Consider the following 17,824-nt stretch of genomic DNA (forward strand, 5'->3'; position numbering starts at 1 on the left):
GGGGTAGTGCGGGCATGATGTCTGTTGACACGGCGCAAGCGGACGGCTTGCAGACGAACTTCGACCAATTGCTGGCGGCGAACGGCATCCGGATGAGCGCGGCGCAGCGCCGGCGGCTCGCATGGTTGTCGGAGCGGCTCGGACCCGCGGTCGTCCATCAGGCCGGCTCGGCGCCGGCGAGGGACCATGGCGTCATCATCCTCGTCGAGCCGCCGAGCGGCCCCGCCGCCGAGATGCTTTACCGGTCGCTTCGCACCGACTGCGCGGTCGTCGTCCCCTTCGGCGAGAATCCCGCCTTCGACTTCCTGAAATCCAAGTTGACCGACTTCGGAACGATCGGGCCGAGCTTCGATGGCCCGCATGAGATGTGGTGGGGCGGCCTCAATTGGCGCCCGATCGCGCCCGAGCAAGGCTCAAGGTCCGAGGCATCGCTGCGCGTGGTCTCCTGCTATCCCCGCGCTTGCGGCGACGACCATGCCCGCGCTCTCCGCGACAAGCTGGCCGAATTTCGGATCCCCTGCGATATCGCACCGATCGACACCGCAGACGGCGAGCACATGCGCGCAGCCGAGAAATCCGCCTTCTTGCTGCGGATGTGGGAGCAGCATCGCGAGCCGCTGCTGTTCATCGAGGCCGACGCAGTCCTCAGCGAGCCGCCAATGCTGCCGTCGTCCCTCGCATGCGACATCGCGCTTCACAAATGGAACCGGTGGGAAATGTCGGCGCGCACCCTCTATCTCGCCCGTTCGCCCGCCGCCGAAGCGGTGCTGCGCAACTGGCATCACATCGCGAGCGCCTATCCCGCGGTCTGGGAAGGCTATCTGCTCGACCAGGCTTGGAGCCTGACATCGTCACAGATGGCGCTCGACACCGTCTGGCTGCCGCGCTCATACCACGCTCCGGCCGAAGACGCCGGCACGCCCCGCCACACCACGGTCGTTCACGACCTGCCCACCGACAGCAGCGATCTTGGACCGGATGCCGAATTCGGCGTCGCGATGCGGGCCGCGCGGCGCGCCAGCCGCAGCGGCGGCCGTGACGCCATGATCGTGATCCGGTCGCAGGCGGCCTCGAATGATGCGATCACCGTGATCATGCGCGATATCGCGGCCAGCGACGCGCGCGAAATGGCTGCCAGCATCGAGGCGGTCACCGGCGCGTTCGCAGCCGATTGCGGCGGGTTCGGCCGGCTCGAGCTCGCACTCTGCCCCTGGCAGGACGATATCCGCGCGGCGAAATCGGCCGCGAAAAGCGCAAACAACCGCATCATCGAGATCGCGCCGTGGCAGACGCTGCCGGCCGACCTGTTCCGCACCGTGGGCCAGTCCCGCGATGCCGGCAGCGTCGTCGTGATGGCCGGGCAGCGCGGCTGATGAATGCTGGGAAGACAGAGCAAGGGAAGGACATCGACATCGTGAAGACAATCATCCTTCTTACCGGCGTCGCCAACCAGCAATTCGCGCTTACCGAGCTGTTGAAGGCACATAATCCGGCGCTGTCATTCCGCTGCGCGGTAACGGCCGACGAGCTCGCCGCGATCGAGCCGGAGGTCTTGCGCGAGGCCCGGCTGTTGGCCTTCACCACCAGCGTCATCGTGCCGGAGCACATTCTGGCGGCGCTCGGCCACGGCGCCTACAATTTCCATCCCGGCCCGCCGCAATATCCCGGCTGGGCGCCGGCGCATTTCGCGCTCTATGACGGTGCCCGCACCTTCGGCGCGACGGCCCATGTGATGGCCGCGCGCGTCGATTCCGGCCCGATCGTCGGGGTCGAGACCTTCATCATTCCCGACAAGATCAGCGTGCGCGGGCTCGAACAGATCGCCTATGTGCGGCTTGCCCATCTGTTCTGGCGGATGTCGCGCGATCTCGCCTGCAATCCCATGCCGCTGGCGGAACTGGAGATCGCCTGGTGCGGAATCAAGAGCACGCGGCGGATGTACCGCGAGATGTGCGAGCTTCCCGCCGGCATCAGCGCCGGCGAGCTGGCGCGCCGGATCCGCGCCTTCCACGACGACTTTCGCGACATCCCGCTGACCTGCTCGCTGCACGGCATCCGCTTCCAGCTGGCAACGACTACCACGCAGGCGCCCGGGGCGCCGCAGGTGGTCTCGCCGCCGCTCGCCGCGGCCTCCTGAGACACGGCCTCAACCGCGCGTCGCACGGCCCCGAACCTCGCGGCGCTGCTGCAAGTGCGCCCTCACAGCACGCTCCGCGGCGCGCGCGGAGCCGAAATAGCCGCCGTCGAGGACGTCAAAGGCGCGGTCGGAGGAGAAGAAGCAGAAGCCGCGGCTATCGCTGACGACGATGCCAGCGGTGCGATCCGATACTTCGATGACATAGGCTTGGGACATTTGGGTTTGGGACATGCGTGTTCGATCGCCGAATGACGGCGCTCCAGTCAGATTGTCGGATGCTTTGGATTTGTCGAAGCGATCAACAACAACAGACGCCGGTCGCCGCTGAGACGCAGCGATGCTGCATGCGGCTTCGCATGTCGCACATCAAGCTGCGGTGGTCATGTCTCATTGCGGGGGCCTTGGACGACACGGATATCGCGCATCAATATCCGGCCGAACCGCGCGGCGGTCAATGAAATGGCTGACCAAAGATAAGAGCCCGGCGCGACGCCTCATTCACGGCCAGCGGAAAAACAGCACAGTTTTGGTGGTGACGGTCGTGGAGCGCTGAATTGGCCGGACACCGTGCATCCCGGTGCCCGGCCATGGTCGCTCAGGGCAGGATCGGCGGGTGATAGGTGAAGGTCGCCATCAGGATCGCCGCCAGCAGCATCACGATCGGGAAATGGATGAAGAACTGCACCGAGGTGTAGCCGATCAGGTCCTTCGACTTCAAGCCGAGGATGCCGAGCAGCGGCAGCATCCAGAATGGGTTGATGAAGTTCGGCAGCGTCTCGGCGATGTTGTAGACCATCACCGTCCAGCCGAGATGCGCGCCGATGTCGTTGGCCGCCTTCATGATGTAGGGCGCCTCGATGATCCACTTTCCGCCGGCCGATGGCACGAAGAAGCCGAGCAGCGCCGAATAGATTCCGACCAGGAACGAAAACACGGTGGAATTGCTGGAGGCACCGACGAACCAGTGTGCGATCGTGTCCGACAGCGTCGTGCCGCTGCTGTTCGGGACCTTGGTCAGGATCTGCGCAATGCCGGCGTAGAACGGAAACTGCAACAGCACGCCGGAGACACTCGGCATCGCCTTCGAGAACGACTCGATGAGGCTGCGCGGTCGCCAGTGCAGCACGATGCCGAGGATGAGAAAGACGAAATTATAGGTGTTGAGGCCCGACAGCGTGATCAACGGATTGCCCAACTGGAATGTCTGCCACAACCAGCCGGCGGCAAGCACGGCGATCAGGATCGTCAGCAGCGGGCTGAACTCGAGCCAGTCGCCCGGACGCGCCGGCTTCCTGGCCTCGATGCGATCATCGCCGAGCGCTACGCCGAGGTCTTCTGCCGTCCTGGCCTGATCGGGCGCCGGCGTCGTGAAATAGCAGATCGCCGCGGACACGACGGTCACCATCACGACGGTGACCATATTCTGCCAAGTCAAGATGGTTTCGGAGAAACCGATCACGCCGGTGATCGGCAGGAGCGACGCCGGAATGCTGCCGGCATTGGCCTGCAGCTGCGCGGCCGAGGAGGTGATGCCGAGGGTGAAGCCGCAGCCGAGCCCGAGATAGCCGGCGGCGCCGGCCGCCCGGTAGTCGAGCCTGATGTCGGTGCGCCGTGCGATCTCGCGCACCAGAAGGCCGGAGAAGATCAGGCTCAGGCCCCAGTTCAGCAGCGACAGGAAGATGCTGAGCACACCGACAAAGACCACGGCGCCGCGCCCGGTCTTCGGCACGCTGGCGAGCCGCGCCAGCACGGCCGCCACCGGCGGCGACATCGCCACGACATAGCCGCCGATCGCGACCAGCGCCATCTGCATCGTGAAGGGAATCAGGTTCCAGAACCCGTCACCAAACGCGCGGCTGACGGCGAGCGGCGAACCGCCATGCAGGATCGCGCCGATTGCGACCGCAATCACCGCGATCAGGACGAAGACGTAGGCATCCGGAAACCAGCGCTCCGCGAATGCCACCAGGGCTTGCGAAAATCGCGCGATGACGTTGTCCGCGACAGGTTTTCGTAAGCTCACGGTTTGATCGTGCGTTGCATTCGTCATCAATCTGATCCCCTTCCGGTAATTCGGTTACTGCCTTCAATCGGGTTTCGTCATCAAAGCGCGAGCGTGAGATCGGTCAGCGGCACGGCCTGGCAGGCAAGGCACTGTCCCTCACTGCCATCGACAGCGCCGAGATGGGTGAACTCGCCATCGACGACCTGAACCGCGCAGCTTTCGCATTGCCCGACACGGCAGCCGCTCGGCAGCGCGACGCCCGCCGCACCCGCCGCATCAAGCAGCGTCCCCTGCTCCGGCCCCCAGGAAAAACTCTGCTTGCTGCCCGCAAGCCGGACGGTGCGCGGCGCAAGATTGCTCGGTACCGACGGCGGCGACACGAAGCTTTCGGCGAAAATGTCGAAGCGCGGCACGCCAAGCGCCGTCACGGCCTCGATCTGTGCCGCAACGAATTCCGGCGAGCCGCAGATGTAGACCAGCGGCCGGCGCGGCAACAGCGGCTTGACCTGTCCGAGATCAACCCTCCCCTTGCGCAACGCATGCGAGTCGATCGGGTCCTGCGCGAACTGCGCGGAATAGAACGTCACACGCTTCAGCCCCGGAATACCGGCTTCCAGCTCCGCAAGCCGCTCGGCAAACGGATGCTCCCGACTGCTGCGGCAGCCGTGGAGCAGCAGGATTTCGCCAACGCGATCTCGTGGTGCGATCCGTTGCAGCGTTTCGAGATGGCTGATGAACGGCGTGATGCCGATGCCGGCGGCGAGGAAGATCAGCGGCCGCTGCCCCTTCAATGGCGGCGTGAAGATGCCGCCCGGCGGCTCCAGCACGACCTCGTCTCCGACGGCAAGACGGTGCAGACGATCCGGCATGAAGAACGGCGCATCGCCACTCGGCGCCTCATTGAAGAAGCGCCCCTTCACCGCTATCGAGAGCACATCCGGCCGATCGCCCGATCCGGTCAGCGAATAGGCCCGTGCCTGCGTTGCGCCGGGCAGCGAGACCATCACGTGCTGGCCCGGCAGGAAGTCGGGCAGCGGACCATCGTCAAGCGGCAGCAGGTTGAGCGCGATGACATTATCCGCCTCGGCGCGACGCGCGCCGACCGTGAAACGCCGCTGACCGCTCCACAGGCCGCGACAGGCGACGCCGTCGCGCCTGATATCGCAGACGATCGCGCGCAGCGGGACGGAGCCACTGACCGGATCGCGCGCATCGTCATGCAGCACGGCGTTGATGTTGCGGGTGTGGATGCCTGCCGTCGCGGAACGCTCGCGGCCGAGCGGCGGACAGTCTTCCCACCACCCGAATTCGGCGACGACGACCCGATCGTCGAGCGCCGTATTGAGACGCACCTTCAGGCGCACGGCACCGCCATGCGTCTCCACCACGGCCCAGTCGCCTTCGGCAAGGCCGCGCCGCTCGGCGAGCTGCGGGCTGATCTCGACGGCCGGATCGGGCGACTTGCGCCGCAGCGAGGCGACGTGCCGATAAGAGGAGTGAACGAACCAGCCGCTCTTGGCGGTGGAGAGCGCGAGCGGAAAGCGTGCGTCCGGCGCTGCCGCGAGCGGGCTGCCGACCGGCTCGACGTGGTCGGGCAAGGGATCATACCCGTGCCCCAGCATCAGCTCGGAATAAAGCTCGACGCGGCGCGTCGGCGTCGCGAATCCGGCAACCGTTCGGTTCTCGCGCGCCACGGCGTATTTTTCGTCGCGGAAGACTTGCGGGAAACGGCGTCCTTCCGGATGGTCGCGCAGATCCTCGACACCGATGCCGAGCGGCGCCAGCTGATAGTTCCACCCGGCCTTGATGTCGCCGCCGAAGAACAAGTCGCCCATCCCGAGCTTGAGCGCGAGCGCGGCGGCGATCTCGTAATCGGCCTTGACCTCACCGACCGGCTCGACCATGCGCGGGCGAAACTGCACGGTCTCGACAGCTTCCTGCGTGATCTCAAATCCGATCTTGAGCGCATCGCGCTCCCACGGCGTGCTGGCCGGCAGCACGAAATCGGCGCTCTCCGCGGTCGGGTTCATGAACATGTCGATATGAACCTGGAATTCCAGCGCGTTCAGCGCGGCGCGGTTACGCTCGGAATGGCCCTGCGAGACGACGAAGTTGGTGCCGAAGGCGACCAGCGCGCGCACCCGGTAGGGCTCGCCGTCAAGCACGGCCCGGCTGAAGTCGCGCGCCGTGATCCAGCCCTTGGCCGGCGGGCCGAGCGGCAGCTCAGTAATGCCCAGCGCCTTAGCCTGCTGCTCCGGCGAAAGGATGTTGTAGTCGTTGAGGGCACGGTCGGCGGCGGCACCGGCCAGCGATTGCCGCCGAGCCGATCGCAAGCGCCGGTCAGCGCATACAACGTTGCAATCGTGCGCTCGATCGCGGTCGCGTTGGTGTGCTGGCCGACGCCGGTCCAGGAATGGTAGGCGAGCCGCGGCCGGCGAGCGAGCAGCGTGTTGAACGCGTCGACGTCCTCGACAGGAAGCCAGGTCAGCTCCGCGACGCGCGCCGGCGTGTATGGCGCGGCTCGCTCGACGAGCAGTTCGAACGCGGTAGCCGCCGCTATCAGCCGGCCGTCGCGTGTGCGGACCTGCAGCGCGCCACGCAGCTGGCCACAGCTCTCCGGCGCGTAGCGGGTGTCGCAAGGCACGGGCGCGCCCGACGCATCGAGACGAACGAAAGCCTCCGGCGCGCCATCCGGCCACAATGCGTCGGCGCGCAGGAAGCGTCCCGTCGCACGATCGACCAGCAGCGATCCATTGGTCCATGCGTTGACGAAATCCGCATCGAAGCCGCCGGTCGCGATGAGGTGACGGATCGCCCCCATCGCGAGCGCGCCATCGGCGCCCGGACGGATGCGCAGCCACAGATCGGCCTGCTGCCCCGAGCCGTTCGGCTTGGGATCGATCACCACGACCTTGGCGCCGCGCCGCCGCGCATCGGCGATCCGCGTTGCCTGGGCAAGCCAGGTCCGCGCCGGATTGTGGCCCCACAGGATAATCGCATCGGCATTGTCGTAATCGGGAAAGCCGATGCCGCGGCCGAAGGTCAGCGCGTGCGCATAGTCCTTGTGCCAGCCGCAGATCTCGACCGCATAGATCAGATTGGGGCTGCCGAAGCCGCGGATGAAGCGCTCGACCCACTCGAAACTGTCGACCATCGGCGTGCCGCTCGGCGTAGTGACGCCGAACGCCACCGCTTCGGCGCCGCTCTCGGCGCGGATCGCACCGAGCTTCTCGGCGATCTCGGTCAACGCCTCGTCCCACGACACCTCGACCCAGCCCGGATCGGCAGCACCGCGCGGCTGGGTCCGCTTCAGCGGGACGGTCAGACGGCGCGGGCTGGCGACGATTTCGGGCGCCGCCCTGCCCTTGGCGCAAAGCGCGCCGCCGGTCGGGTGGTTATTCAATACCTCTACGCCGACAAGGCGCCCATCCTCGACCACGGTGACGGCACCGCAGCGCGAGCGACAAAGCGTGCAATAGCCGGGTAGCCGCTGTTTCACCGCCGTCTCACTATCCGATCGCCCCTTGTGACGCATTCTTGTAATGCGTTACACATTTACGTCATACGCTACCGGCGGCGTCAAGGCTAAGTAATAATCAGCGACGAATCGGAGTTCCCAGCGAGAGGCGGCCACGACCACCGATGGACCAGAATTTGCGAGAACAGGTGCTGCAGCGGGTGCGGGCCGAGATCATTTCCGGGCAGAGCCTTCCGGGCACGATGTATTCGGTGCCGAGTCTCGCGGCGAGCCTCGGCGTCTCCTCCACGCCGGTGCGCGAAGCACTGCTCGAGCTCAGCCGCGGCGGTCTGGTCGAGCCGATGCGCAACCGCGGCTTCAAGGTGGTCGAGCCGACGCTGATCGAACTGCGCAACCTGTTCGACATGCGCGAAGTGCTCGAGCTGCACGCCGCCGTGCTGGTCGCCACCAATCCGCCGAAGGATCTAACAATCGTGCGCGGCTGGGCCGACCAGATCGCCAGGGCCGTGGAGACCGACGACGTCCAGCTCGATCTGGAAGCCGACCGCAACTATCATCGCGAGTTCATCGCGGCCGCCGGCAACGACCTGCTGACCGACACGGTGATGGGCCTGCGCGACAAGATGCGGCTCTACGGCATCAGCTCCCGCGCCGGCCACGAGCGGCAGCAAGCGTCAGTGCCTGAGCACTACCGGTTGATCGAGCTCGCGCTCGCCGGCGAGACCGAGGCGCTGACCACCCTGCTGCGCACTCACATCCGCTCCTGGGAGCCGATCTTCGTCGATGCATTGCTGCGCTCGAAGGAGCATGCGCGCGAACCACTGCGGCAGGCCCGCGGCTGACGCGGAGCGGAGGCAGCTAGGCGGTGATGGTGACCGGCTAGTCCAGAATGCTCTTGTAGTGCTCCGAGAAGACATCGCGGCCGATGATCAGCCGCATCACTTCGGAGCTTCCAGCGAGGATTCGATTGACGCGTGCATCGGTGAACATGCGGCTGATCGGATATTCGTCCATGTATCCCGCGCCGCCGTGCAACTGGACGCCAAGATCGAGCATCTTCCACTCGACCTCCGACGACATCATCTTGGCCTTGGCGCCCATGTTGCTGGTCAGGCGTCCGGCATTGTGCTCGGCCACGCAGTGATCGACATAGACCTGCACGAGATCGATTTCGGCATCCATCTCCGCCATGCGGAACTGGGCGTTCTGCTGTTCGGCGAGCGGCCGGCCGAACAATTTGCGGTCCATCACGTAAGCGCGCGTGATGTCGAACGCCTTGCGGCCGTTGGCGATCGATCCGACCGCGGAGATCAGCCGCTCCTCGGCAAGGCCTTCCATCAGATAGTAGAAGCCCCTGCCGGGTTCTCCCAGCACGTTGGCCTTGGGCACCTTCACATTGTTGAAGAACAGTTCGGCAGTGTCCTGCGCCGGCATGCCCATCTTCTTGAGATTGCGGCCGCGCTCAAAACCTTCCATGCCGCGCTCGACGATCAGGAGCACCATGGCATGCTTCTTCTCGGCGCCCGCGAGCTTGGCCGCCACGATCACCACGTCGGAATTGATGCCGTTGGAAATATAGGTCTTCGAGCCATTGATCAGGAAATGATCGCCCTTGTCTTCCGCCGTGGTCCGCATGCCGGCGAGGTCCGAGCCCGCGCCGGGTTCGGTCATCGCGATCGCCAGGATGGTCTCGCCGCTGACGCATTTCGGCAGGAACCGGTCGCGCTGCTCCTCGGTGCCGAAGCGTTTGAAGTAAGAACCGACCAGTCGGCTGTGCAGCGTGTTGAACCAGCCCTTGCAGCCCGAGCGCGCGGTCTCCTCGATGATGATCTGCTCGTAACGGAAGTCCTCGTCGCCCATTCCGCCGTATTTTTCCTCGGGCCAGATCATCAGGAAGCCGAGGTCACCGGCCTTCTTGAACGCGCCGCGGTCGACGATGCCGGCTTCCCGCCACTCCTCCATGTGAGGCGTGATCTCGCTGGCGAGGAACTTGCGGTAGGAGTTGCGGAAAATGACCTGGTCTTCGGTAAAGCTGCGCATCAATCACCCAATAGCGCTGTCATGGAAACCGCCGGCATGTGTCGAGGCTCCGGTACAAAAAATTGGAGCGTCGGTTCTGCTTCAATCAAAACCGACGCCCCGTCATCGAAACAGGCGATGCCCTACTTGCCCTTCCAGTTCGGCGCGCGCTTTTCGGCAAAGGCAGCCGCGCCCTCGCGGGCATCCTCGGATACGAAGACAGGACCGACGATCTCCTGCTGCCTCTTCCACATCTCATCTTCCGGCCAGAGCCGGGATTCGACGATCACCTGCTTGGATGCCTTGACGGCGAGCGGGCCGTTGGCGCCGATCGCTGCCGCGAGCTCAAGCGCGGCGTCGAGCGCCGGGCCGTCGGTCACGCGATTGATGATGCCGAGTTGATGGGCGCGCTCGGCGCCGAAGAACTCGCCCGTCAATGCGAACTCCATCGCCACGCGGAACGGCATCTGGCGCGGCATGCGGATCAGCCCGCCGGCCGCTGCCGCAAGTCCGCGCTTCACCTCGGGGATCCCGAACTTCGCGTTGCGGTTGGCGACGATCATGTCGCACGACAGCGCGATCTCCATCCCGCCGGCGAGCGCGTAGCCGTCGACAGCCGCAATCAGCGGCTTCTTCGGCGGGGCCTCGGTCAGGCCGGCGAAGCCGCGGCCGGGGATCGACGGCCGCTCGCCTTTCAGGAACCCCTTGAGGTCCATGCCCGAGCAGAATGTGCCGCCGGCGCCGGTGATGATGCCGACGCTCAGGGAATTGTCGGCGTCGAGCCGGTCGATCGCCGCGGCCACGCCCTTGGAGAGGGCGAGGTTGGCCGCGTTCTTCGCTTCCGGCCGGTTCAGGGTGATGATCAGTATCGGTCCGCGGACTTCAGTGAGGACCGGAGTTTCTTCGGACATCGCTTTGGTCTCCTGATCGCTCAACGCGGAGCCATGCGGATGGCGCCGTCGAGACGGACATCTTCACCGTTGAAGTAGCCGTTGGTGATCATGGTCAGCGCCAGTTGCGCATATTCCTCCGGCATGCCGAGACGCTTCGGGAACGGCACCGACGCGCTGAGCGCGGCCTTGACGTTTTCCGGTGCGCCCTGCAGCAGCGGGGTGTTGAAGATGCCCGGCAGGATGGTGTTGACGCGGATGCCTTCGGCCATCAGGTCGCGCGCGATCGGCAGGGTCATGCCGACAACGCCGGCCTTCGAGGCCGAATAAGCCGCCTGCCCCATCTGGCCGTCCTCGGCCGCGACCGAGGCTGTGTTGACGACCGCACCACGCTCGCCGTGCTCCAGCGGAGCCAGCGACAGCATGCCCTGCGCCGACTTGGCGATGCAGCGGAATGTGCCGACGAGGTTGATCTGGATGATGCGGTTGAAGGCGTCGATCGGGAAGTGGGTGGGCTCGCCGGTCTTCTTGTCGCGGCCGGCGGTCTTCACCGCGTTGCCGGTGCCGGCGCAGTTCACCAGGATGCGCTCCTGGCCATGCGCCGCGCGGGCCTTGGCAAAGCCCGCATCGACCTGCTCGTCCGAGGTGACATCGACCTTGCAGAACACACCGCCGATTTCCTTGGCGATGGCTTCACCCTTCTCTTCGTTGAAGTCGAAGATCGCGACTTTCACGCCTTGCGCAGCCAGCGCGCGCGAGGTGGCGGCACCAAGGCCGGAAGCGCCGCCGGTGACGACGGCGGCGACCGATGAATCGAGTTTCATGGCAATATCCTTTCGCGATCACATGCGTTCGATGATGATGGCGGGCGCCATGCCGCCGGCGGCACACATGGTGACCAGGCCATAGCGGCCGCCGCTGCGCTCGAGCTCGTCGAGCGCCGTGCCGATCAGGATCGATCCGGTCGCGCCGATCGGATGGCCGAGCGCGATCGAGCCGCCATTGATGTTGACCTTCTCGCGGTCCAGCTCGAGGTCGCGGATGAACTTCTCGGCAACGACCGCGAAGGCCTCGTTGATCTCCCAGACGTCGATGTCGTTCTTGGTCAGGCCGGCCTTGGCAAGAACCTTCTTGGCCGCCGGGACCGGCGCGTTGAGCATCAGAGTCGGGTCGTCACCCTGGTTGGCATAGGCCACGATGCGGCCGCGCGGCTTGAGGCCGTGCTTCTCGGCATATTCCTTCGACGTGATCAGCACCGCGGCGGCGCCGTCCACCACGCCCGAGCTGTTGCCGGCATGATGCACGCCCTTCCAGTCGAGGTTCGGGTAACGGCGCTGGATCTGCTTCTTGAACGTCGTGCCGTTACCGAGGTCGAAATCGGCAAGCTGCTCGAAGCTCGGCTTCAGCGAAGCCAGTCCTTCGGCAGTGGTTTCCGGGCGCGGGAATTCTTCGCGATTGAGGGCAACGCTGCCGTCGTCGTTGAGGACGGGGATCACCGACTTGGCGAAGCGGCCTTCATCGATGGCCCGCTTGGCGCGCTGCTGGCTCGTCAGCGCCAGGGCATCGCAGGCCTCGCGGCTGATCCCCTCGCGCGTCGCGATGGCGTCGCCGCACACGCCCTGGTGCGACTGCGGGTGAATCTCGTCGAGCGCCGGATTGCCCGAACCCATCATCCGCGCCGGCTGCCCGGCCTTGGAGCGCTCGACTGCGAGGGTCTGTTGGTAGCTCATCATCTCGGTGCCGCCGGCGATGATGCAATCTTCCATCCCCGACATCACGGACGCTGCCGCGAGGTTCACCGAGGTGATGCCGCCACCGCAGAAACGATCCAGCGTCGTGCCGCTGGCGTTGATATCGTAGCCTGCCGCGAGCGCCGACATGCGTCCGAGATCGCCGCCCTGCTTGCCTTCCTGAGTCGATGTCGACCAAATGATGTCATCGACGGTTGACGTATCGAGCTTGTTGCGCTCCTTGAGCGCGCCGAGCACCGTCGCGGCCAGATGCTGCGGATGCAGGTGCGACAGCGCTCCCTTGCCCGGCTTGCCGATGCCGCGCGGCGTGCGAACAGCGTCAATGATGTATGCTTCAGACATGCGTTTCCCTTTGCTTCGGATGTTTCGTTAGCTTGCGCCCGCACCGATAGTCCCAACCGTCTCCGCGAGGCGTCAACGGTGTGGCGTCACTGCAAGCGGCTCGGCAATCGAGTTGCGCTGATCTTCGAAGTACCCGAAGCGCGGCACCTGGCGGAGTTGCTGCTCGTCGGCGCAGGCAGGCTTCTCGCAACCCTGCGCAAACAATGGCGCGCCGGGCGCGGCGGCGTGGGGACCGAGAGCATATTTCTGCTCTTGCGGCAGATAGATCAGCTGGCCGATCTGGGTAAGCGTCAAGGTGAGACGCGACACCGTCGATCGGGGAAGACCACAGCGATCGGCGATTTCACGATTTCCCAGGCGTATGCTTCGACCTTCGAAGCAACGCACGATGTCGAATGCGCGCGACACCACCTGGATCACGCGCCGGTTGTCCGTGCCGGCGGTCTCTTGTGCCATCAGTACCTCAGATCGACGTCCCATCGTTTACGCCTCACTCCTCATTTTCCATACGGGTGAACGAAGCCCACTCTGCTTCGAGCGGCAGACGCCGATCCGCGACATCATGGCCGGGCGCGCAACGCTCGCGCGCCCGAACTGATGTGCGGGATTCGGCGGCAGTGATCGGCGGCGTGCACCGCGTGGGCGATTGCAGCGGTGCTGCACAGCTTGTTCCGGGATCGACGGTCTGACGCGATGGCCGGTCGCTCCGGCGTTCGGTCCGCCCGCGGTGATCACACCGACGCTGCGAGGGGCAAAGCGCGCGGCGGGCTCGGCAAGGTCATTCTCAGCCTGTTCGAGGCCGCTGCGCACGGAATGCACGAACACCTGGTTTTCCAGCCAAGTGAAGCCGCGGCCGCGCGGGGCAAGCAGCTTCGGATGACTCTGGCCGGCCAACATCAGGCGGATTCTTTCCCTAGGGTTTTGGACTTTAATTAATTGATTAATTAGTCAGCTGATTAAAGTGGGCGCTCTCCCCTGTCAACCGCCCTCACCGCAGGGCGCCCCGCGCTCAGCCCGCACCTTCACCCCAACGCCCGTCAGCGCAGTGATTACGGACCTGTCGTGATGAACTTCGTCAAAATCAGACCGCGGCCGAGCGGCGACCGAAATTCCGCACGCGATAGCGGACATGGCCCGACAATTTGCCGGCCGCGGCGAAACGCACGCGCAAGCATGAGAACAGAGATCAGGGAGCGACGTGAGGAAGCAGGCAATAGCGGTTGTCGGAACAGACGCGACCGCTGGCCGGGATGACCGTTACGAGGGCGAACCTAAGCTATGAAAGCTTGGTGGGCGCACCAGGGCTCGAACCTGGGACCCGCTGATTAAGAGGCGTATGATTTGTTAGCAAAATCAACGGTCATTCCGACAAATCGCTCGTAGAGCGTGCATTGAACCTCCAGTTTGATTTCCTCTTGTCGGAATGGGGCAAGGCAAATTTCGAGCGAGTCCGGACCAACTAACGATAAGGCGTCGGGAATTCGAGGCACTGGTCTGCTGCATCGCTAAGCCCACTATTCTCGAAGCCCTCTCTTCTACCTACGGGCAGGCAAACTCGCGAGGTCGCCTCCTGATACCCCGTCAAAGGCCTCCTTTCGCCCGCAATTCCACTGCGAGAGGGTTGGAACCAGTTAGGTGCCGGCCTGGGGGGCTCGCGTCGCGAAATGTCCGTTGCGGAAAGTGCCGAGAAGGTCGGAGCGGATCGCTTGATGTCGTCGGATTCCGCCACCATCCAATTGAAGCGATCTTTTTGCCATGCCCGGACAAGCTCCGCCTATCGCCGGCTGAGCAGGATGTTGCGGTGCTGCAGATCCTTGATCCTTTCGGGCGCAAAATCGAGCTGGCCAAGGACGTCTTCATTGTGCTCGCCCTGATAGGCCGGCATGCCGGGCGACGGCAGTTCCGAGCGGCTGAAGATCCAGGGATTGCCCGGCATTCGGACCAATCCGCCGGCCCGGTCATCGACCTCGACCACGGCATTCCACTCCTTGGCCCAATCGGTCTCCACGAACTCGTTGACGGTGCGCACGCGCCCAACCGCGAGCCCGGCTTCACTGACTTGCGCCTGCAACTGCTCGAGATTCTCGAACGTCGTAATCCAGGCGCGGATTTCGGCGAGCAACGGCGCGAGGTTCTGCCGGCGCAGGCTGGCGGTGGCGTAGCGGGCATCGGCCAGCAGATCGCTTCGCCGCATCATCGCGCAGTAGCGCGTGAACATCGGCGAATAGATCGGGCTGGCGGCGATCGTCAGGCGGGTGCCGTCGGACATCTCGAAGATGTGCGACTCATTAGCCGACAGCGCGATAGGCTCGCCGTCGGTGTCGATCCCCGACATCATCGCGCCGGCGCGCTCGTTGACCGACAGCATCGTCGCAGCCATCGACACGTCGACGTGCTGTCCCTCGCCGGTGCGGTTGCGATGCTGGAGCGCGGCGAGCACGGCGATCACGCCCTGCAGCCCGGTATAGACATCGGCATGGCTGCACGAATCGCCGCGTGGCTCCGACAATGCCGGACCGAAATGGTCCTGCACGATCGAGGTCAGGCCGGTCTCGGCCTGCACCGTAGGCGCAAAGGCCGGCCGGTTGCGCCAGGAGGTCGACTGCCCGTAGCCGCTCAGCGAGACATAGATGATGCCGGGGTTGAAGGCACGGACGTCGTCGTAGCTGAAGCCGAACCGCGCCAAGGTGCCGGGACGGAAATTCTCGACGATGACGTCGGCTCCCCTACACAGGCGGGTGACTATCTCGCGTCCCTCAACATAGTTCAGGTCGATGCTGAGATTCCGCTTGCCGGCGTTCTGCTGCACGAAATAGAGACCCATACCACCGACGTAAGGCAGTCCGGCGCGGCCAATGTCGCCGGACGGCGGCTCGATCTTGGTGACCTCGGCGCCGAGGTCACGCAGCGCCTTGGTGCAATGCGGACCGGCCAGCACGCGAGTGAAATCGACCACCCGCAATCCCTGAAGAGGCGCAGCCGACATCGTCAGTCTCCCTCGAAGACAGCTGTTGCCGGGCCCGACGCGAAGAAGGCGTCGGCGCCGCGCTGGCGATCCCTGGCCTTCCAGATCATGTCGTTGATCTCGACCTGTCGCGCGTCGGCAGCGGCGACGCCGCCGCGCGCCTGCAGGTTCGCCTGCATCTTGACGCCCGCGATGACCTTGGTCGGGCCGGCGGCGAGCTGTCGGGCCATGGTCATCGATGAAGCGCCCAATTCGGCTTCCGGGACGACGAGGTTGATGATGCCCCAGCGTTCGAACGCCTCGGGAGTGTGACGGCGGCCGAGCATCGCGATCTCCTTGGCCCGCGCGATGCCGGCGCGTTGCGCGATGCGCTGCGTGCCGCCGAGCAGCGGCAGCAACCCGACCGCAACCTCGACCTGGCCGAGGAACGCGGTGTTCGCTGCGATAATCATGTCGCAGGTCAGCGCGAGCTCAAGCCCGCCGCCAAGCACGCCGCCATTGACGGCGGCAACCGTGGGAACCGGTACATCCTCGAGACTACGCCAGATTTTTTCGAGGCCCGCCTGATCGGTGTGCAGCTTGGTGCCGATTCCCCAGGACGCCATCTCCGCGCCGGCGCAGAAGTGCCGCATCGAGCTACGCAGCAGGATAGCGCGGCAGCCGGCCGCAACCACCGCGTGGTAGGCGCCGACCACATCGTTGATGAGCTGGTCGTCGAGCAAATTGTGCGGCGGCTTCGCCAGCGTCACCACGCCAACCTTGCCGTCCATCTCGTGAAGTACTGTCGTCATCAGGTTCCCTCCGCTCGATACAAAAGCCGGCCGGCAGCGCTTTCGACGCAGCGTCACGGCGGTCAGACGTCTCCTCGCTGTGGGCCTGCCCGGCGCAGATCCCGCTGTTCTGATGATTTGAATGTCGTCCGTCATAACAAACGTGACAACGTCAAGCTCTGCCAATTATGATGTCGAAAATTGCCAAACGGCCGGAAGAGCCGTTCGTCGGCCTGTCAATCTGTGCCAGCCGGACGTGGAGGAAGTGCCATGAAGCCGATCAAGATAGTGATGCCGATCTCGAGCGACCCCGATGCGCCGACGCAGAGCCTGCTCGGACTCGGCGCGCTGGCCGCCGAGCTGGCGGCACAGGGCGTGTCGGTTCGGGAGCTGTTTGCACGGACCGGTCTCGATGCTTCCCAGCTCGAGGATCCCCACGCTCGCATCTCGCACCGCCAGCGGCTGGCGATCTACCGCAACGCGATGCGGCTGGCGAAGCGCTCCGATATAGGGTTGCTCGCAGGCGCTCGGCAGCGCATCAGCGATTACGGCATTTACGGCTATGCGCTGGTGTCGAGCCGGACATTCGGCGAAGCGCTGATGTTCTCGCTCGATCACATCACCATGGCCGGGCCGGCGGTCAGGCAGATCAGCTTCCGGATCGAGCACGGGACGACCGCGATCCTACGCAGCCATGGGCTCGACCCGCTCGGCGAGCTGCTGCCGTTCGCCGCGGAATTCTGGCGCAGCTCGATGACCGCGATGTTCAGCCGCATCCTCGAGTCGCCGTTCCCAAGCAAGAGGATGATCTTTCCGTTTGCCGCACCCGTGCACTGGCGCAACTACGAGCGGATGTTCAACTGCCCGATCGACTTCGGCGCCGATCGCATGGAATGGCATTTCGATGCCAAGGTGCTCGATCTGCCCTGCCCCAATGCGAACCCGATCACCGCGAAGATCTGCCAGCAGCTCTGTGACGTCGTCTTGACCGAGCATCCCGGCGAATCCGAGCTAGTAAGGCGGATCAGAGCCGCCTGCCTCAACAGCCCCAGCCGATTTGCGGGCGCGCCGGAGATCGCATCCAAGCTCGGGCTGTCGTTGCGAACGTTCCACCGCAGGCTGGCGGAGGACGGGCAGTCGTTCCAGTCGATCGTCGACGGGATGCGGCAGTCGATTGCGACGGAGTTGCTCGAGAACACCCATCTGGCAATCGATCAGGTCGCCGAGCGTGTCGGCTTTGCCGACGCCACCAGCTTCCGCAAGGCGTTCAAGAAGTGGACCAACCGCTCGCCGTCGGACTTCCGTCACCCTACAGCGCAGCGGCCAGCAGCGTCGCCAGACGCGTGACCAGCAGCAGCGATAACCCGACCGCCAATGTCAGGAGCTGTCCGAAGCGGAAGTCGTCTGGATCGAGCCCCGCATTCTGGAGCTGTGCGTAGGTTAGTAGCGATTGACACTCCATATCAC

At 64.9% G+C, this 17,824-nt stretch carries 16 protein-coding genes and 1 pseudogene; 4 read left to right on the forward strand and 13 right to left on the reverse strand.

What is annotated here, in order from left to right:
• The first annotated feature begins 14 nt into the window (after positions 1-14).
• Complete coding sequence (locus ACSKB9_RS11130) at positions 15-1,373, forward strand: hypothetical protein (protein WP_438073133.1); 1,359 nt, start codon at positions 15-17, stop codon at positions 1,371-1,373.
• Positions 1,374-1,411: 38 nt separating this feature from the next.
• Positions 1,412-2,137: a formyltransferase family protein gene (locus ACSKB9_RS11135; RefSeq protein ID WP_438080158.1), complete on the forward strand. Its 726-nt coding sequence runs from the start codon at positions 1,412-1,414 to the stop codon at positions 2,135-2,137.
• Between the two features lie 9 nt (positions 2,138-2,146).
• Here ACSKB9_RS11135 and ACSKB9_RS11140 read toward each other — a convergent pair whose 3' ends face one another.
• The 4 genes from ACSKB9_RS11140 to ACSKB9_RS11155 form a co-directional block, all read right to left on the reverse strand.
• Complete coding sequence (locus tag ACSKB9_RS11140; RefSeq protein ID WP_168856081.1) at positions 2,147-2,368, reverse strand: hypothetical protein; 222 nt, start codon at positions 2,366-2,368, stop codon at positions 2,147-2,149.
• A 364-nt stretch (positions 2,369-2,732) separates the two neighbouring features.
• Positions 2,733-4,187 (reverse strand): short-chain fatty acid transporter, encoded by a 1,455-nt coding sequence (locus tag ACSKB9_RS11145; protein WP_438073135.1) that lies wholly within the window; start codon positions 4,185-4,187, stop codon positions 2,733-2,735.
• 53 nt (positions 4,188-4,240) lie between these two features.
• The gene (locus ACSKB9_RS11150) at positions 4,241-6,307 is read right to left on the reverse strand and encodes a molybdopterin dinucleotide binding domain-containing protein (protein ID WP_438080160.1); all 2,067 of its coding nucleotides are present in this window, start codon (positions 6,305-6,307) and stop codon (positions 4,241-4,243) included.
• Positions 6,208-7,641 (reverse strand): molybdopterin-dependent oxidoreductase, encoded by a 1,434-nt coding sequence (locus ACSKB9_RS11155; RefSeq protein WP_438073137.1) that lies wholly within the window; start codon positions 7,639-7,641, stop codon positions 6,208-6,210. Before ACSKB9_RS11155 ends, ACSKB9_RS11150 begins: the two co-directional genes overlap by 100 nt.
• A 143-nt stretch (positions 7,642-7,784) precedes the next feature.
• On the opposite strand from ACSKB9_RS11155, the gene ACSKB9_RS11160 reads away from it, so the two are divergent.
• A complete protein-coding gene (locus tag ACSKB9_RS11160; protein ID WP_438073139.1) occupies positions 7,785-8,462 on the forward strand; it encodes a GntR family transcriptional regulator in 678 nt (225 codons plus the stop codon).
• A 37-nt stretch (positions 8,463-8,499) separates the two neighbouring features.
• Here ACSKB9_RS11160 and ACSKB9_RS11165 read toward each other — a convergent pair whose 3' ends face one another.
• From ACSKB9_RS11165 to ACSKB9_RS11200, 8 genes and pseudogenes are all read right to left on the reverse strand, one after another.
• A complete protein-coding gene (locus ACSKB9_RS11165) occupies positions 8,500-9,660 on the reverse strand; it encodes an acyl-CoA dehydrogenase family protein (protein ID WP_438073141.1) in 1,161 nt (386 codons plus the stop codon).
• A gap of 122 nt (positions 9,661-9,782) precedes the next feature.
• Positions 9,783-10,550: a crotonase/enoyl-CoA hydratase family protein gene (locus tag ACSKB9_RS11170; protein WP_438073143.1), complete on the reverse strand. Its 768-nt coding sequence runs from the start codon at positions 10,548-10,550 to the stop codon at positions 9,783-9,785.
• Positions 10,551-10,570: 20 nt separating this feature from the next.
• Complete coding sequence (locus tag ACSKB9_RS11175) at positions 10,571-11,353, reverse strand: SDR family NAD(P)-dependent oxidoreductase (protein WP_038383426.1); 783 nt, start codon at positions 11,351-11,353, stop codon at positions 10,571-10,573.
• Between the two features lie 18 nt (positions 11,354-11,371).
• On the reverse strand, positions 11,372-12,622 hold the full coding sequence (locus ACSKB9_RS11180; RefSeq protein ID WP_438073145.1) for an acetyl-CoA C-acetyltransferase: 1,251 nt from the start codon (positions 12,620-12,622) through the stop codon (positions 11,372-11,374).
• A 216-nt stretch (positions 12,623-12,838) separates the two neighbouring features.
• A pseudogene (locus tag ACSKB9_RS11185) lies at positions 12,839-13,102 on the reverse strand (helix-turn-helix domain-containing protein); the annotation flags it as partial.
• 3 nt (positions 13,103-13,105) lie between these two features.
• The gene (locus ACSKB9_RS11190; protein WP_438073147.1) at positions 13,106-13,519 is read right to left on the reverse strand and encodes a hypothetical protein; all 414 of its coding nucleotides are present in this window, start codon (positions 13,517-13,519) and stop codon (positions 13,106-13,108) included.
• Positions 13,520-14,396: 877 nt separating this feature from the next.
• Positions 14,397-15,608 (reverse strand): CaiB/BaiF CoA transferase family protein, encoded by a 1,212-nt coding sequence (locus tag ACSKB9_RS11195; RefSeq protein WP_092083034.1) that lies wholly within the window; start codon positions 15,606-15,608, stop codon positions 14,397-14,399.
• A gap of 2 nt (positions 15,609-15,610) precedes the next feature.
• Complete coding sequence (locus ACSKB9_RS11200) at positions 15,611-16,378, reverse strand: enoyl-CoA hydratase/isomerase family protein (RefSeq protein WP_057020596.1); 768 nt, start codon at positions 16,376-16,378, stop codon at positions 15,611-15,613.
• Between the two features lie 249 nt (positions 16,379-16,627).
• Between ACSKB9_RS11200 and ACSKB9_RS11205 the strand changes: the two genes are divergently transcribed.
• On the forward strand, positions 16,628-17,704 hold the full coding sequence (locus ACSKB9_RS11205; RefSeq protein WP_438073149.1) for an AraC family transcriptional regulator: 1,077 nt from the start codon (positions 16,628-16,630) through the stop codon (positions 17,702-17,704).
• Here the strand turns inward: ACSKB9_RS11205 and ACSKB9_RS11210 are convergent.
• Positions 17,667-17,819 (reverse strand): hypothetical protein, encoded by a 153-nt coding sequence (locus ACSKB9_RS11210; protein ID WP_156436539.1) that lies wholly within the window; start codon positions 17,817-17,819, stop codon positions 17,667-17,669. The two genes, ACSKB9_RS11205 and ACSKB9_RS11210, sit on opposite strands and share 38 nt — an antisense overlap.
• Positions 17,820-17,824: the final 5 nt, after the last annotated feature.

The sequence above is a fragment of the Bradyrhizobium sp. BR 1433 genome (assembly GCF_051547665.1).
Lineage (GTDB): Bacteria > Pseudomonadota > Alphaproteobacteria > Rhizobiales > Xanthobacteraceae > Bradyrhizobium > Bradyrhizobium australafricanum.

What these genes read in the sequence shown, in the direction of transcription:
- ACSKB9_RS11210 (WP_156436539.1), bottom strand. Translation starts at nt 17,819, where the DNA reads ATGGAGTGTCAATCGCTACTAACCTACGCACAGCTCCAGAATGCGGGG.
- ACSKB9_RS11190 (WP_438073147.1), bottom strand. Translation starts at nt 13,519, where the DNA reads ATGTTGGCCGGCCAGAGTCATCCGAAGCTGCTTGCCCCGCGCGGCCGC.
- ACSKB9_RS11140 (WP_168856081.1), bottom strand. Translation starts at nt 2,368, where the DNA reads ATGTCCCAAACCCAAATGTCCCAAGCCTATGTCATCGAAGTATCGGAT.
- ACSKB9_RS11130 (WP_438073133.1), top strand. Translation starts at nt 15, where the DNA reads ATGATGTCTGTTGACACGGCGCAAGCGGACGGCTTGCAGACGAACTTC.
- ACSKB9_RS11170 (WP_438073143.1), bottom strand. Translation starts at nt 10,550, where the DNA reads ATGTCCGAAGAAACTCCGGTCCTCACTGAAGTCCGCGGACCGATACTG.
- ACSKB9_RS11205 (WP_438073149.1), top strand. Translation starts at nt 16,628, where the DNA reads ATGAAGCCGATCAAGATAGTGATGCCGATCTCGAGCGACCCCGATGCG.
- ACSKB9_RS11175 (WP_038383426.1), bottom strand. Translation starts at nt 11,353, where the DNA reads ATGAAACTCGATTCATCGGTCGCCGCCGTCGTCACCGGCGGCGCTTCC.
- ACSKB9_RS11160 (WP_438073139.1), top strand. Translation starts at nt 7,785, where the DNA reads ATGGACCAGAATTTGCGAGAACAGGTGCTGCAGCGGGTGCGGGCCGAG.
- ACSKB9_RS11195 (WP_092083034.1), bottom strand. Translation starts at nt 15,608, where the DNA reads ATGTCGGCTGCGCCTCTTCAGGGATTGCGGGTGGTCGATTTCACTCGC.
- ACSKB9_RS11180 (WP_438073145.1), bottom strand. Translation starts at nt 12,622, where the DNA reads ATGTCTGAAGCATACATCATTGACGCTGTTCGCACGCCGCGCGGCATC.
- ACSKB9_RS11200 (WP_057020596.1), bottom strand. Translation starts at nt 16,378, where the DNA reads ATGACGACAGTACTTCACGAGATGGACGGCAAGGTTGGCGTGGTGACG.
- ACSKB9_RS11165 (WP_438073141.1), bottom strand. Translation starts at nt 9,660, where the DNA reads ATGCGCAGCTTTACCGAAGACCAGGTCATTTTCCGCAACTCCTACCGC.
- ACSKB9_RS11145 (WP_438073135.1), bottom strand. Translation starts at nt 4,187, where the DNA reads ATGACGAATGCAACGCACGATCAAACCGTGAGCTTACGAAAACCTGTC.